Consider the following 16067-nt stretch of genomic DNA (forward strand, 5'->3'; position numbering starts at 1 on the left):
GGGTAACTCGCATACAGGGTATAAGAGTGATTAATTTACGACGCACTGCCCGAACGATGTTCGCGTCGCCTGTTTTTATAATTTTTATTGCAGTGATTCTTTATAAATATGTTCAACGATGGTGCTGATAATATCTTCCGGCCCGGTTAATCCCCCTTTCCCCACGCACACCAGCCCGGCATATTGTCCACCGATAATGCGCACCATATCGGTTTGCGGAATAACGTAGTCGATCATTTCAATCCCGGTCGCGCCTAATTCCTTCAGCACATTAACCATCGTATCGCCGCCGGTCATATATAACCCTTTGATCTCATCCGGGGCGCAATTCAATATTTCTTTGACGATGCTGCCGAGTCCTTTATTGATATTATCCGCCGCCTGGCCGTGATCGAGATTAAAGCGTTGCTCCTCTTCACGCAGATCCAATAACCGGCCAGTGAGCGCCGATTCAAACACAAACAGCGCGTTTTTATGGGTGGTCACGCACTGGTGCGCCTGGCGCACGATACGGCTGATTTCGATTTCTGCGGCGTTCTTCCTGTCCACCAGCAGTTCGGCATCCACCGGAATATGGCAAACGCGATCGTCGTGAGCAATCAAATGCCCAAGCTGCTTTTTGGTGACCGGCGTCGCGCTGCCCGCGACAATCACCACAGAACCGCGCTGGTCGCTGCGGGGCAAAGGCTGCTGCGCCAGGCGTTTGTCCTCACGCATTAATCCGCGATGCACCGCCAGCCGTTCGGTAAACGGGCCGGGATCGACCGCCAGCACATTCCAGTTCAGCGCCACCACCGCACGAGCGATCGCGTCTACGTCATCAAGGGTAATCGCGTCCACCACAATCACGCGCGCCCCGTCCTGCTGGCGATCTTGTAACTGCTGCTGGATCTGCCCGTCGCCCTGCATCACCTGCGCCAGCGCGATATGGCCGACATGGTGTTGCGTTTGATTGGCCAGCAAGCCCGGCACCCAGGATTCGGTGACTGGCGTGCGCACATCGCGCGCCACATCGGTACAAGAGAGCGCCACCGAATCGATAACCGAATAACCGCCGACCAGAATACGCCGCGATTGCGGCATCGCCGGCACCACCACTGCCACCGTTTCCTGCGGCAACAGCGCTAACATGGCGTCGATTTCGTAGCCAATTCCGCCGCGCAGGGTCGTATCGATCCGTTTGGTGAAGTAGTGCGCGCCGCGCGCTTTCAGTTGTTCCACCGCCGCACTGACGCGCTGTTGCGCTTCGGCTTTCGGTAACGGGCGGCTGTCGCTGCTCACCACCATTGCCGGGTAGTCCACTTCATTGCGGGCAAAGGAGTCGGTGTCGAAAAACGCCGCGGTTTTCAGCCCGCTGCGCGCCAGCAGCACGCCAACCGTGGTGGCGCCCGTCAGATCGTCGGCGACGATCCCCAGTTTGCCGCCTTCCCCGGCCGGGTAAACCCGTTCGATACACGCCGGTGTTACGCCGGAGACGTAAATATCTTCATGAATGTATTCGGCCAGCGGGCCGCTTTTCCCGGTGTGGTGCAAGTTAATGGTCGGAATACCGCGCTTCGGGTACAACCCGCAGCGCAGCGTGCCGCCGCAGTCGATCACCATCACGCCGATATCATCCGGTTCACCGTGTTTGAACACATCCACCGACGGCCAGCCGGTCAGTTCACACAACCGGTCAACCACCGGCGGGCGAATGCCCCCGGTGATATAGGCGATTTTTTTCGGCTGGCTGAGCGACACCTTTAACGGGCCGCCCCAGCCTTTACTGCCTTTACTAATTAACAGATAGTTTTCCATTCTCTGTCCCTCAGTAGTCATCACGCCTTAGTGCTGTTTCATTTTCCAGTAACGCGCCGCGACCAGCGTGGATTCCAGCATGCTGACAGTGCCTGCTTTACCGGTACCCGCAATATCAAACGCCGTACCGTGATCCACGGAGCTGCGCATAAACGGCAGGCCGAAGGTAATGGTGATCGAGCGTTCAAAATCGAGGGTTTTACAGGCGATATGCCCCTGATCGTGGTAGAGCGAAAGAATGGCGTCGTACTTGCCAAGCTTGCCGAGGTGGAACACGGAATCCGCCGGAACCGGGCCAATAGCATTAATACCTTCCGCTTGCGCCGCTTTCACCGCCGGGATCAGGTTATCCGCCTCTTCATGACCAAACAGACCGTTATCGGAACCATGCGGGTTCAGCGCGGCTACCGCAATGCGCGGGTTCTTGATATTCAGGGCGGTAAATTCATGGTTGATTTGCTGAACACAGGCCAGTACGCGCTCTTTGTTGGCGTAGTCACAGGCATCTTTCAGCGCCATATGGCGGCTCACAAAGAAGACGCGCAGGTTATGCACGTGGAACATGGTCAGGCCGTAATCGGAGCGGGTTTCGACCTGGTAAATTTCAGTGTGCCCCGGCAATTTGCAGCCCGCCAGCTTGATGGCTTCTTTATGAATCGGCGCGGTGGACACCACATCAATCAGCCCCGCCATGCCCAGTTCGATGGATTTCATCACGTAATCCAGTGACATTTTGCCCGCCAGTTGCTGCACTTTGCCCCAGGCAATACTGCCGTAGTCGTAATCGCCGGTTTCCAGCACATCCAGCGTGCCCCAGCTGAACTTCGCCTGATCCGGGTGGGTGATTTTGTTGATCGGGTAGTCGCAACCCTGGATTTTCATCGCCCGTTCAATAATCGGCACAGAGCCAATAAGAAACGGTTTGCACTCGTCGTAGACGCTTTTGTCCATCAACGTGGCAACGGTGATTTCCGGGCCGATCCCAGCGGGATCGCCAATAGTGACGGCTACAACGGGTTTTTTCTCTACAGACATCGTCGGACCTCTCGGTAATTGAAACGCTGTTCGTTCATATGTTCACTACTAAATCATATGAACATAACGTTAACCGAAGAATCGCCAATGAGGAGTGATGAAGATCACATTAAAAATCGCGGCTGATTTTTAATCGCAAAAGTGTGATCTAACATATGCTCAGTTAATGAATAAATGTTCAAATTGCACAATGTGCGGCATACCTGATCAGACAACTGACTGATTAGCAAAGAAATGGAGAAACAGATGAAACGCCTGATGATTGGCACTAGCTGGAAAATGAATAAACCGTTATCGCAAGCGATGGCCTATTGCGAGGCGCTCGCCGACCAATTACCGGCGGTTTTGCACCCGGCCATTCAACCCTTTTTTATCCCGCCGTTTACCGCGATTCATCCGGTGAGTGAATTCTTCCGCGCCCATAACCTACCTTGTTTGACCGGCGCACAGAATATGCATCAGGCGGAAAATGGTGCCTGGACTGGCGAAATCTCCGCCAGCATGATTAAAGAAACCGGCGCGACGCTGGTGGAAATGGGCCATTCCGAGCGGCGCGGCGCCTTTAATGAAACCGACGCGGCAATCAATACCAAAGTGCACACCGCCCTGCGCCACAACTTGCGCCCGCTGGTCTGTATTGGCGACAGCGCCGATGAAAAGCGCTGGGGCGTGTCGGAGGAAACGGTGTTTCGCCAGATGAAAATCGCGCTGTTTGGGTTGAGCGCCGCGCAGGCACAGCAAACATTAATTGCCTACGAGCCGATTTGGGCGATTGGTGAAAACGGCACGCCTGCCACACCTGCACAAGCGGGTGACATTCATCGGGCGCTGCGCACCGCGTTAACGGAGTTGTATGGCGCGGAAGATGGCGCAAAAATCCCGCTGTTGTATGGCGGCAGCGTTAATCTGCAAAATTGCGCGGAACTCGCCGCACAGCCCAATATTGATGGTTTATTTATTGGGCGTGCCGCCTGGGACGCCGCGGGGTATTGCGCAATTGTGCAACGCGTAGCGCAGGATTTTATCGGCAAAGCACAGTAGTATGTGGGCGTTATCAGCAATGGAAAAAGACTGCGATGGCTGAACAAGACTCTGATTATGAACTGCTAACGGAAATCGCTGTGGCGTATTACGAGCAGGAACAGACCCAAGAAGAGATCGCGCAACGGTTTGGTATCTCGCGCATTAAAGTCGGCAGGCTGCTGAAAAAAGCCCGCCATGAGGGGATCGTTGAAATCAACGTCAAATATCACCCGGTCTTTAGTTCGCAGATTGAACAACAGTTCATCCAGCATTTTGGGATCAAACGGGCATTGATTGCCCTCGATCACCACGATGAAGATGAGCAACGCCAGCAGGTTGCCGCGCTGGTCAGCAACTACCTTGCCACGATCCTGAAAAGCGATATGACGGTAACCGTTGGTCAAGGGCGCAATGTCGCGGCGGTCGCCAATCATGTCGGCATTTTCCCGGAACGCGCCTGCCGGTTTATTTGCGGAATTGGCGGCACTAAACGCGATGGTCAATTGATTGACGCCGACCACATCAGCCGTAACCTGGCGCGCAAGTTCAATGGTTTTAGCGAAACGTTGTACGCCCCGGCGTATGTTGAAACCCCGGCGCTGCGCGAAGCGTTTATTCAGAACCGGTTGATCAAAGCGACGCTCGAACAGGCGAGTAAAGCGGATGTGGCGCTGATTGGCCTGGGAGATATGAACGAAAACAGCTTTATGGTGCAACTGGGCTGGTTTACGCCACAGGAAATTATCACCGCCCGCCAGGAACAGGGTGTGGTCGGCGACCTCGCCGGTTACAGCTTTTTTAATATCCAGGGCACGCCGGTAGACACGGTGATGAACGATCGGGTGATCGGCTTAAGCCTTGAGCAGCTTCGCACCATTCCCTGCGTAATTGCGATTGCCTCGGAAAGCACCAAGGCCACCGCCATTCTCGGCGCGTTGCGCACCGGTGTGATTGACGTTCTGGCGACCAGCGCCTCGAACGCCCGCACGGTGATCAACCTGCAAAAAGCCCTGTAAGCGTCCTTCTCTCCTGCCGGAGAGAAGGCGTTTTCGTTTTACAGCCCTTTCAGCAACTTTTCGACAAACTCCGGCACCACCGCGCTTGCCAGCCCGTAATGTTTCTCTTCAAACTCGCTGCCGACCTGGCTCGGTTCCAGGTTCAGCTCAACGGTGTGCGCGCCGTGCAGTTTCGCTTCGTGTACAAACCCGGCAGCGGGGTAAACATGCCCGGAGGTGCCAATAGCGATAAACACATCCGCCATCGCCAGCGCACTGTAAATCTCGTCCATGCCGAGCGGCATTTCGCCAAACCACACCACATGCGGGCGCAGCGCGGAGGGAAACTGGCAGCAGTGGCATTTATCGTCATGCAGGACATCTTCCGTCCACTCCAGCACTTGCCCGCTCTGCGAACACCGCACTTTCAGCAATTCACCATGCATATGAATGATGTGCTGATTCCCGGCGCGTTCATGCAGGTTGTCGATATTTTGCGTGATCAACAGAAAGCGATCGCCCAACGCCTCCTCCAGCTTCGCCAGCGCCAGATGTGCGGCGTTCGGCACGATTTCCGGCTGCTGAAGTTGCCGGCGGCGCTCGTTGTAAAATTTTTGCACCAGTTGCGGATTACGGGCAAAACCTTCCGGCGTCGCCACATCTTCCACATGATGCTCTTCCCACAGCCCATCCGCCGCGCGGAAGGTACGAATACCGGACTCGGCGGAAATCCCCGCCCCTGTCAGCACTACGACTCTCGGTTTTTCCATCACGTCAGGTACCATTTTGTCGATGTCGCGGAAAAAAATGCGCTGCCGTAACCGCTCGCGCAAACGGCGCTTGTTACGGCGAAAACGGCTGAGACGATGTGAACGTCGCGATTGCATGGCATCCTCACAGAATCAGTCAGTAAGGTGAAGGAAGGCGGCACCGCGCATGCCGCCTGCGTCACCGTGTCGGGCGCGTTCAATACGTGGAACGTCACCCGCAGGTAATAAGTATGGCGCAATCCGCTCCGGCAGCAGCCGGGTTAGCGCGCTGAAATTCGACAAACCGCCGCCAATCACCAGCAGATCCGGGTCGATAATGGTCAGGATATTGCCCAGACACACCGCCAGCAAATCCGCGTAGCGCTCAACGTGCGCCAGCGCTTTTGCGTCGCCTTGCTCCCAGCGCGTGATGATCTCCGGCGCTGACAATGATTGATGATAGAAGTGTCGGTACAACCACGCAAAACCGCGCCCGGAGAGGTAATTCTCGATACAGCCGATTTTGCCGCAGCCGCAGCGGGTCAGCGGAAAATCAAAACCCATCAATCCCAGCGCATCGACCGGTAAACGGGTATGACCGAATTCGCCGGTGATAAAGCGGCGTCCATGAATCGATTTGCCGTTGACCACCAGCCCGCCGCCGACGCCGGTGCCGAGGATCAGCCCCATCACCAGCGGATACTGGCGGAACTCGTCATCCCAGGCTTCAGAAAGGGTAAAACAGTTGGCGTCATTGTCCATGCGCACATCGCGCGCCAGCAGGACGCTGAGATCGCGGCGCAGTGGCTGGCCGCTGGCAGCAGGAAGATTGGCGGCATATAAGGTGCCGTCGGCGGTTTCAGGCATGCCGGGAATGCCAACGCCGACGCTGCCTTTGACGCCGAAGCGGGCATCGGCCTCGTCGACCAGCCCGGCGATGGCGTGCAGAAACGCGTCGTAACTCTCATGCGGCGTGGCGATGCGTTTTTCCCACTGCAAACGCCGCCCGGCATCAAAGACGCCCAACGCGATTTTACTGCCGCCGATATCAAACCCGTAATTCATCGCCACTCCTTGATTGTGGCCTTGTCATGCGCGGGATTACTGCCCGCTCAACACTCTTGCCGGATCAATATTGCTCGCCCGACGCGCCGGATACCAGCTTGCCAGCAGGCTTAATAACAACGCGGTCACCAGCACATACACCACATCCAGCGGGTGTAATTCCGACGGCAGGAAATCAATAAAGTAGATATCCCCTGACAGGAACTGATGGCCGATAATTTTTTCAATCACATTGATAATGGGCGTCAGTTGCAGCGACACCACCACGCCAATCACCACGCCGCAAAGGCTGCCAAGCAACCCCGCCAGCAGACCGTACCAGACGAAAATGGCGCGGATCAGGCCATCTTTCGCCCCCAATGTCCGCAGCACGGCGATATCGCCGCTTTTATCTTTCACCGCCATTACCAGCGTCGACACGATGTTAAAACAGGCGACGCCAATCACCAGCACCATCGCCAGGTACATAATGGCGCGGATCATCTGAATGTCGCGGTACATGTAGCCATATTTGCCGATCCAGCTTTTGATATAAACATAGCTGTCGGTGACGGAGCCCGCGTCGCGCACCAGCTTATTGGCATTGAATACATCTTTCACTTTGATGGCAATACCGGTGACGCTACTGCCCATATCAAGATATTGCTGCGCGTCGGCAAGCGGGATCATCGCGTAGTTGTGATCGAGCTGACCGCTCAGTTGCAGAATACCGGTGACATGCAGTCGTACGCGTTTCGGTTGCAACAATTTGTGCGCGTCGTCGGAGTTCGGGATCATGATCGACACCCAATCGCCCTGCTTCACTTTCAGCGCATCCGCCACGCCTTTGCCGAGAATGATTTGCTGCGAACCGGCGCTAAATTGCTGCCAGGCATCGCCCTGCACAAACTTCGGCAGCGCACTCAGGTCTGTTTCCTGCGCCGGATCGACGCCTTTCACCTGGATGGCGCGCAAATTGGCCCCGCTTTCCACCAGCCCGGTAAAGTTGATATACGGTGCGGCGGCGGCAATGCCCTGCACCTTTTTCACCTTCTCAAGGGCGGAATTCCAGTTGTTCCACGGCTGGTTCACCGGCTCGATTTCACCGTGCGGCACCACCGCCAGAATGCGGTTATTCAGCTCGCGCTCAAAACCGTTCATCGCGCTTAAACCGACGATCAAGACCGCCACGCCTAATGCGATACCGACGGTCGAGATCACCGAAATCAGCGACACCATGCCGCCACGGCGGCGGCCCCGACTAAAGCGCAGACCAATCAATAACGATAGCGGCGAAGCCATTAGTCTGCCCCCATCAGGGTCACTTCAGTGTTGAGATAACCATCGCGCATTTCCAACTGCCGGTTCATACGCTTCGCCAGTTGTAAATCGTGCGTCACCACCAGGAAAGCGGTGCCCTGCGATTTGTTCAATTCGCCCAGCAGTTCAAAAATGCTGTCGGCATTGCGGGCATCGAGGTTACCGGTCGGTTCATCGGCCAGCACCAGACGCGGGTTGTTCACCAGCGCACGGGCGATAGCCACACGCTGGCGCTCACCGCCGGAAAGTTCAGAAGGACGATGGCTGGCGCGGTGTTCAAGGCCAACGGCGCGCAGCATTTCGCGTGCGCGGGTATCAATTTCCGCCGGTTTCTTTTTGCCAATCAGCAGCGGCATGGCGACGTTTTCCAGCGCGGTAAAATCGGGCAACAGATGGTGGAACTGGTAGATAAAGCCCAGTTCGCGGTTACGCAGCTCGGCTTTTGCCGTCGACGACAGTTTGCTCATCGACCGATCGCCAAAAATCACATCGCCGGAGGTTGGCGTATCCAGCCCGCCAAGCAGATGCAGCAGCGTACTTTTACCGGAGCCGGAGCTGCCGACAATCGCCATCAATTCCCCTTCCAGCATGCTAAAGCTGACATTGTGCAGCACGTCGGTTTGCACACTGCCTTCCTGATAGCGTTTGCACAGGTTGTCGCATTGCAACAGGATCTTATTCATAACGTAATGCCTCAGCGGGTTGAGTGGCGGCGGCGCGCCAGGAAGGGTAAAGCGTAGAGAGCAGCGCGATGGCCATCGCCACCAGCGCAATGCCGATCACTTGCAGCGGCTCAATCGCCACCGGCAAGGCCGCGCCGTCGAGCAGCGCGCCGATAATCGGCATCAAATTATTCAATTGACTGGCGAGCAGCGCGCCCAGCGCGGCGCCCAGCAGCGCGCCGATGATCCCGGCGCTGGCGCCTTGCACCATAAACACCGCCATAATCTGGCGCGGCGTTAAGCCCTGGGTTTGCAAAATCGCCACTTCGCCCTGTTTTTCCATCACCATCAGGCCGAGGGAGGTAATGATGTTAAACGCCGCCACGGCGACGATCAGGCTTAAGAGCAGCCCCATCATATTTTTTTCCATGCGCACCGCCTGGAACAGCTCGCCTTTGCGGTCACGCCAGTCGTGCCATTGCGTGCCTTCCGGCAGTTTTTGCTGGCTGAGAACATCGACGGTTAACGGCTCGTTAAGCCATAAACGCCAGCCGGTGATATTGCCCGCCGGGTAGCGCATCAGGCGCGAGGCATCGTCAATGTTCACCAGCATCTGGTATTCGTCGACTTCACTGTTGGCGGCAAAGGTACCGATGACGGTAAACAGGCGCTGGCTCGGCAGACGTCCCATTGGGGTGAATTGACTGGCGGATGGCACCATCAGGCGAATTTGATCGCCACGGTTAACGCCCAACTGGCCTGCCAGTTGCTCGCCAAGAATGATGTTGTATTTCCCGGCTTGCAAATCACGTTGCTTAACGTTAACCAGGAAAGGTGTGAGCGGATCGTTTTGCGCGGGGTCGATACCTAACATGACGCCCACCGCGACGCTGCGCGCGCTTTGCAGCACCACATCGCCGGAGGTCAGCGGCGCAATGCGCGACACGCCCTGCAATGCTAAGGCGCTGGCGGGAAGTTGTTGGGGATTCAGCGAACCCTTTTCCGTGGTGAGTGTGGCCTGCGGCATCAGCCCCAGGATGTTGTTTTGCAGCTCGCGTTCGAAGCCATTCATCACTGATAACACCGTTACCAGCGCCATAACACCCAGGGTGATGCCAATGGTCGACAGCCAGGAGACAAAGCGGCCGAAGCGGTCCGCTGCGCGTCCACGCATATAGCGCAGACCTATGAATAGAGTGACAGGCTGGTACATGAGATCCATCTGGTGGCTGTAAGCAGAGTCAGGAGTATATAAGCGAAAACCAAGAGCGTAAATGAGTGAAACGGTAACTATTCGTCAGCACAATGCCAAAAAGTGTCGGAAAATCAATTTACTATACCTCGCAATCAATTCTGTGAGCTGAAGCGCATTTGCACACAGCGTAGCCGCAAGCCTGCTCCTAATCCGAAAATGAATAAATACAGACACTTCCGCCTTAACATCCGCGGCTTGTCTGACCAGAATCATTCACCGGGATTATGGCAAACAGGCACAAACGCATGAAACAGAAAGCACTATGGATTAACCAGATTAAGGGGTTATGTATTTGCCTGGTGGTGATTTATCACTCAGTCATTACGTTTTACCCGCACCTTTCCGCCTTCCAGCACCCGTGGTCACAAACACTCTCTAAGTGCTGGGTTTACTTCAACCTTTATCTCGCGCCTTTTCGCATGCCGGTGTTCTTTTTTATCTCGGGATATTTGATTCGCCGTTACATCGATGATGTGCCGTGGAAAGACTCCATCGACAAGCGCATCTGGAGCATTGCTTATGTGCTGGCGCTGTGGGGCGTGTTGCAGTGGGTCGGGTTAAGCCACATCAATGATTGGCTGGCCCCGGAACGCGACCTGAGTAACTCGTCGAATGCGGCATATGCCGATGGCTGGGGCGAATTTCTGCACGGCATGATCACCGCCACCACCAGCCTTTGGTATCTCTACGCGTTGGTGGTGTATTTCACGCTGTGCAAATTGCTGAGCCGCTGGAAAGTGCCGATGCTGGCGCTGATGATTCTGGCAAGCCTGGCGATCAACTACTTGCCGCTGCCGTGGTGGGGAATGAACAGCGTCGTGCGCAACATGATTTTCTACTCGCTTGGCGCCTGGTACGGCGTGAGCGTGATGGAGTGGGTAAAAACCGTCTCGCTGCGTCGTTACGGGCTGCTGTTTGCGCTGGCGGTGATTGTGGCATTCGGGCTGTGGATGTTTAACATGCCCCTGCCGCTGTGCCTGCTGTCGATTGTCGGCATTATGCGGTTGTTCTGGGAGATGGAGCAGCGTTTTCCGCCCAGTGAAAACAGCCTGCTTAATGTGGTGGGGTCGAATACGCTGGCGATTTACACCACTCACCGTATCCTGGTGGAGGGCTTTAGCCTGGCGCTGATTAAACCACTGAACGCGGGCGCATGGCCGCCGCTGGCGGAACTGGCGCTGCTGCTGGTCTATCCGTTCGCCTCGTTACTGATCTGTACGCTGGTTGGCCTGATGGTGCGCAAACTCTCGTCCGCGCTGTTTGGCGATCTCTTTTTTACCCCGCCTACCAAGCACCTTGCAGCAGTGCAAGCGCGCTGATCCGGCGCGTCGTATTGGCTAAAAAAGCGTAATCACAGATAATATTGGTATTGCGTATCAGTGATATGCCCCCATAACGGGGGTATATTTTATAGAGATCTGACTATCCCCATGCCTGAACAATACCGTTATTCCCTGCCCAGCAAAGCAGGTGACCAGCGCCAGTTTGGTGAACTCACCGGTGCGGCCTGCGCCACCGAAGTTGCGGAAATCATTGAGCGTCACACCGGTCCTGTCGTCCTCATCGCCCCGGATATGCAAAACGCGCTGCGTTTGCAGGATGAGATTGGGCAATTTACCGATAACCTCGTGATGAACCTCGCCGACTGGGAAACCCTGCCTTACGACAGCTTTTCGCCACACCAGGAGATCATCTCTTCGCGCCTGTCGACCTTATATCAACTGCCCGCCATGCAGCGCGGCGTGTTGATTGTGCCGGTCAACACGCTGATGCAACGGGTTTGCCCGCACACCTATTTGCACGGACACGCGCTGGTGATGAAAAAAGGCCAGCGTCTCTCGCGCGATCAATTGCGCGCGCAACTGGATAGCGCCGGGTATCGCCACGTTGACCAGGTGATGGAGCATGGCGAGTACGCAACGCGCGGCGCGTTGCTCGATCTCTTTCCGATGGGCAGCTCGCAGCCTTTTCGTCTTGACTTTTTCGATGATGAAATCGACAGTTTGCGGCTGTTCGACGCTGATACCCAGCGCACGCTGGAAGAAGTCGAGGCCATTAATTTATTGCCCGCGCATGAATTCCCGACCGACAAAACCGCGATTGAACTGTTCCGCAGCCAGTGGCGCGACAAGTTTGAAGTGAAACGCGACGCGGAACATATCTACCAGCAAGTGAGTAAAGGCACCCTGCCCGCCGGGATCGAGTACTGGCAACCGCTGTTCTTTAGCGAACCGCTGCCGCCGTTGTTTAGCTATTTCCCGGCGAACACATTGCTGGTCAATACCGGCGATCTGGAAGCCAGCGCAGAACGTTTCCAGCAAGAAACACAAGCACGTTTTGAAAATCGCGGCGTCGATCCGATGCGCCCGTTGTTACCACCTGAGGCGCTCTGGCTGCGCGTGGACGAACTGTTCAGCGAGTTGAAAAAGTGGCCGCGCATTCAACTGAAAACCGAGCAAGTGGCTGATAAAGCCGGACAGGTCAACCTGGGTTACCAGAACTTGCCGGAACTGGCGGTGCAGGCGCAGCAGAAATCGCCGCTCGATAACCTGCGTAAATTCCTCGAATCCTTTAGCGGGCCGGTGGTGTTCTCCGTTGAGAGTGAAGGCCGCCGTGAAGCGCTGATCGAACTGCTGGCGCGCATCAAAGTGGCGCCAAAACGCATTATGCGTCTCGATGATGCCAGCCAGCCGGGTGCCTACCTGATGATTGGTTCGGCGGAGCACGGTTTTATCGATTCGCTGCGTAACCGGGCATTGATTTGCGAAAGTGATTTGCTCGGCGAGCGCGTCGCCCGCCGTCGCCAGGACACGCGGCGCACTATCAACCCGGAAACCTTGATTCGCAACCTGGCAGAACTGCATGACGGCCAGCCGGTGGTGCATCTGGAGCATGGCGTCGGGCGTTATGCCGGGATGACCACTCTGGAAGCGGGCGGCATTACGGCGGAATACCTGATGTTGCTGTATGCCAATGACGCAAAACTGTATGTGCCAGTTTCCTCTTTGCATTTGATCAGCCGCTATGCCGGGGGCGCGGAAGATAACGCGCCGCTGCATAAACTGGGCAGCGATGCCTGGACGCGCGCGCGGCAAAAAGCGGCGGAAAAAGTCCGCGATGTGGCGGCGGAACTGCTGGATATTTACGCCCAGCGCGCGGCGAAAGCCGGTTTCGCCTTTAAGCATGATCGCGAACAATACCAGTTGTTCTGTGATGGTTTCCCGTTTGAAACCACGCCGGACCAGGCGCAAGCCATCAACGCGGTGCTCAGCGATATGTGCCAACCGCTGGCCATGGACAGGCTGGTGTGCGGGGATGTTGGCTTCGGTAAAACCGAAGTGGCGATGCGCGCCGCCTTCCTCGCCGTGGAAAATAACAAGCAGGTGGCAGTGCTGGTGCCAACGACCCTGCTCGCCCAGCAGCACTTTGATAATTTCCGCGATCGTTTTGCCAATTGGCCGGTGCGCATTGAGATGCTGTCGCGTTTTCGCAGCGCCAAAGAGCAAGCGCAAATCATGGAACAGGCCGCCGAAGGCAAAATCGACATTCTTATCGGCACGCACAAACTGCTGCAAAGCGATGTGAAACTTAAAGATCTGGGCTTGCTGATTGTCGATGAAGAGCACCGTTTCGGTGTGCGCCATAAAGAGCGCATCAAAGCGATGCGCGCGGATGTCGATATTCTGACGCTCACCGCCACGCCGATCCCGCGCACGCTGAATATGGCGATGAGCGGCATGCGTGATCTGTCGATTATCGCCACGCCGCCGGCGCGCCGCCTGGCGGTGAAAACCTTTGTGCGTGAATACGATAGCCTGGTGGTGCGCGAGGCTATCCTGCGTGAAGTGTTGCGCGGCGGCCAGGTGTATTACCTGTATAACGACGTGGAAAATATTCAAAAAGCGGCAGACAGGCTGGCGGAACTGGTGCCGGAAGCGCGGATTGCCATCGGTCACGGACAGATGCGCGAGCGCGAGCTGGAACGGGTGATGAATGATTTCCACCATCAACGTTTTAATGTGCTGGTCTGCACCACGATTATTGAAACCGGTATTGATATTCCGACGGCGAATACCATCATCATCGAACGTGCCGATCACTTTGGTCTGGCGCAGTTGCATCAGTTGCGCGGCCGCGTTGGCCGTTCGCACCATCAGGCCTATGCCTGGCTGCTGACGCCGCATCCAAAAGCGATGACCACCGATGCGCAAAAACGCCTGGAAGCCATCGCCTCGCTGGAAGATTTGGGCGCGGGTTTTGCGCTGGCGACACACGATCTGGAGATCCGTGGCGCGGGCGAACTGCTCGGTGAAGATCAGAGCGGGCAGATGGAAACCATTGGTTTCTCGCTGTATATGGAGCTGCTGGAAAATGCCGTGGATGCGCTGAAAGAGGGGCGTGAGCCGTCGCTCGAAGATCTCACCAGCCAGCAAACAGAAGTTGAACTGCGTATGCCGTCGCTGCTGCCAGAAGATTTCATTCCTGACGTTAATACCCGCTTGTCGTTTTATAAGCGCATCGCCAGCGCGAAAGACGAAAACGCGCTGGATGAAATCAAAGTGGAGCTGATTGATCGCTTCGGTCTGCTGCCCGATGCGGCCCGCAACCTGCTGGATATCGCCCGGCTGCGCCAACAGGCGCAAAGACTCGGCATCCGTAAGCTGGAGGGGAATGACAAAGGTGGCATCATTGAGTTTAACGAGAAAAACAACGTTAACCCGGCGTGGCTGATTGGGCTGTTGCAGAAACAACCGCAACATTTCCGCCTGGATGGCCCGACGCGGTTGAAGTTTATGCAGGAACTTGCCGAGCGCAAAGCCCGCATGGAATGGGTGCGTAACTTTATGCAACAACTTGCCGAAAACGCCGTCGCCTGACGGCGTTTTTGGTTCCGGCGCTCTGTTTGCTGGATGGCGCGTAACCGCTTATCCGGCCTACATTTTGCCTCCTGCCTGCGGTGGGGTTTGTAGGCCTGATAAGGCGAAGCCGCCATCAGGCGTTGGTTGCCGCACCTGTTCGCGTAACCGCTTATCCGGCCTACATTTTGATTTCGCAACATTTACAAATACTTTGCAATGCCCAGGGTTATTCGACGTGCCTGACGACCATAATTCCATCACACAGATTTATAGCAATGGCCTTATGATTTACATGGATTATGGTAATGATAAAAACGTCGCGTTTCATTCACTGGATGGCGCTGTTCGCCGTCGTCGCTACTGTCGCCCTCACCCTGCCCGCTCGGGCAAATACCTGGCCACTGCCACCTGCGGGAAGCAAGCTGGTCGGCGAGAACCGTTTTCACGTTGTGCAAAATGACGGCGGTTCGCTGGAAGCCATCGCAAAAAAATACAATGTCGGGTTCCTCGCGCTGCTCCAGGCCAATCCCGGTGTTGATCCCTATGTCCCGCGCGCAGGCAGCGTGCTGACTATTCCGCTGCAAACCTTGCTGCCGGATGTTCCGCGCAAAGGCATCGTGATTAACCTGGCCGAGCTGCGCCTTTATTACTATCCGCCGGGTAAAAATGAAGTCACCGTTTACCCGATCGGCATTGGTCAACTGGGCGGCGACACGTTGACACCCACCATGGTGACCACCGTCTCCGATAAACGCGCAAACCCTACCTGGACGCCGACGGCGAATATCCGTGCGCGCTATAAAGCGCAGGGCATTGATTTGCCCGCCGTGATGCCCGCCGGGCCGGATAATCCGATGGGTCATCACGCCATTCGTCTTGCCGCGTTTGGCGGTGTCTATTTGCTGCACGGCACGAACGCCGATTTTGGTATCGGTATGCGTGTCAGTTCGGGCTGTATTCGCCTGCGCGATAGCGATATTTCCAGCCTCTTTGCGCAGGTCTCCCCCGGCACACCGGTGAACATCATCAATACGCCGATAAAAGTTTCTGTCGAGCCGGACGGCTCACGGCTGGTAGAAGTGCATCAGCCATTATCAAAATCGATTAATGATGACCCGAAAACACTGCCGATTGTGCTCAATGCCGCGATGCAAGCCTTCAAAGAGGATGCGCGCAGTGACGCCGAAGTGATGAACCATGTGATGGAAGTGCGCTCGGGTATGCCAGTGGATGTCACTCGTCACGAAGGAAATGCCATGCAGACGATGTAACGGTTTGCGCAAACGAAAAAGGCCTGCGGTATTCGCAGGCCTTTTTTATAGCAGTGG

The 16067-nt window shown here is 56.0% G+C and carries 12 protein-coding genes; 5 read left to right on the plus strand and 7 right to left on the minus strand.

The window, feature by feature from the left end; genetic code table 11:
• Positions 1-84 precede the first annotated feature (84 nt).
• The gene (locus AAEY27_RS13230) at positions 85-1797 is read right to left on the minus strand and encodes a four-carbon acid sugar kinase family protein (RefSeq protein ID WP_342321050.1); all 1713 of its coding nucleotides are present in this window, start codon (positions 1795-1797) and stop codon (positions 85-87) included.
• A 27-nt stretch (positions 1798-1824) separates the two neighbouring features.
• Entirely contained in the window at positions 1825-2832 is a 1008-nt protein-coding gene (gene pdxA / locus AAEY27_RS13235; RefSeq protein ID WP_342321051.1) for a 4-hydroxythreonine-4-phosphate dehydrogenase PdxA, read from the minus strand.
• A gap of 246 nt (positions 2833-3078) precedes the next feature.
• Here pdxA and AAEY27_RS13240 point away from each other — a divergent pair, with 246 nt between their 5' ends.
• Positions 3079-3873 (plus strand): triose-phosphate isomerase, encoded by a 795-nt coding sequence (locus AAEY27_RS13240; RefSeq protein WP_342321052.1) that lies wholly within the window; start codon positions 3079-3081, stop codon positions 3871-3873.
• Positions 3874-3908: 35 nt separating this feature from the next.
• Positions 3909-4871, plus strand: a complete 963-nt coding sequence (locus tag AAEY27_RS13245) for a sugar-binding transcriptional regulator (RefSeq protein ID WP_342321053.1) — start codon at positions 3909-3911, stop codon at positions 4869-4871.
• Between the two features lie 38 nt (positions 4872-4909).
• Here AAEY27_RS13245 and cobB read toward each other — a convergent pair whose 3' ends face one another.
• The 5 genes from cobB to lolC are packed head-to-tail and all read right to left on the minus strand — an operon-like array spanning position 4910 to position 9838.
• The gene (cobB, locus tag AAEY27_RS13250) at positions 4910-5737 is read right to left on the minus strand and encodes a Sir2 family NAD+-dependent deacetylase (RefSeq protein WP_342321054.1); all 828 of its coding nucleotides are present in this window, start codon (positions 5735-5737) and stop codon (positions 4910-4912) included.
• A gap of 15 nt (positions 5738-5752) precedes the next feature.
• Positions 5753-6664, minus strand: a complete 912-nt coding sequence (gene nagK / locus AAEY27_RS13255) for an N-acetylglucosamine kinase (RefSeq protein ID WP_342321056.1) — start codon at positions 6662-6664, stop codon at positions 5753-5755.
• A 36-nt stretch (positions 6665-6700) separates the two neighbouring features.
• Positions 6701-7945 carry a lipoprotein-releasing ABC transporter permease subunit LolE gene (gene lolE, locus AAEY27_RS13260; RefSeq protein WP_342321057.1) on the minus strand — a complete coding sequence of 415 codons (1245 nt, stop codon included), beginning with the start codon at positions 7943-7945 and terminating at the stop codon, positions 6701-6703.
• A complete protein-coding gene (gene lolD, locus AAEY27_RS13265) occupies positions 7945-8646 on the minus strand; it encodes a lipoprotein-releasing ABC transporter ATP-binding protein LolD (protein WP_342321058.1) in 702 nt (233 codons plus the stop codon). Before lolD ends, lolE begins: the two co-directional genes overlap by 1 nt.
• Entirely contained in the window at positions 8639-9838 is a 1200-nt protein-coding gene (gene lolC, locus AAEY27_RS13270) for a lipoprotein-releasing ABC transporter permease subunit LolC (protein ID WP_342321059.1), read from the minus strand. The genes lolD and lolC overlap by 8 nt, the downstream gene beginning before the upstream one ends.
• A gap of 287 nt (positions 9839-10125) precedes the next feature.
• Between lolC and AAEY27_RS13275 the strand changes: the two genes are divergently transcribed.
• The 3 genes from AAEY27_RS13275 to ldtC all read left to right on the plus strand — a co-directional run bounded on the left by AAEY27_RS13275 (position 10126) and on the right by ldtC (position 16010).
• On the plus strand, positions 10126-11199 hold the full coding sequence (locus tag AAEY27_RS13275; protein WP_342321060.1) for an acyltransferase family protein: 1074 nt from the start codon (positions 10126-10128) through the stop codon (positions 11197-11199).
• Between the two features lie 111 nt (positions 11200-11310).
• Positions 11311-14757, plus strand: coding sequence for a transcription-repair coupling factor (gene mfd, locus AAEY27_RS13280; protein WP_342321061.1), 3447 nt, complete (start codon positions 11311-11313; stop codon positions 14755-14757).
• 287 nt (positions 14758-15044) lie between these two features.
• Positions 15045-16010: a L,D-transpeptidase LdtC gene (ldtC, locus tag AAEY27_RS13285; protein ID WP_342321062.1), complete on the plus strand. Its 966-nt coding sequence runs from the start codon at positions 15045-15047 to the stop codon at positions 16008-16010.
• Positions 16011-16067: the final 57 nt, after the last annotated feature.

The sequence above is a fragment of the Kosakonia sp. BYX6 genome, from assembly GCF_038449125.1.
Taxonomy (GTDB): domain Bacteria; phylum Pseudomonadota; class Gammaproteobacteria; order Enterobacterales; family Enterobacteriaceae; genus Kosakonia; species Kosakonia calanthes.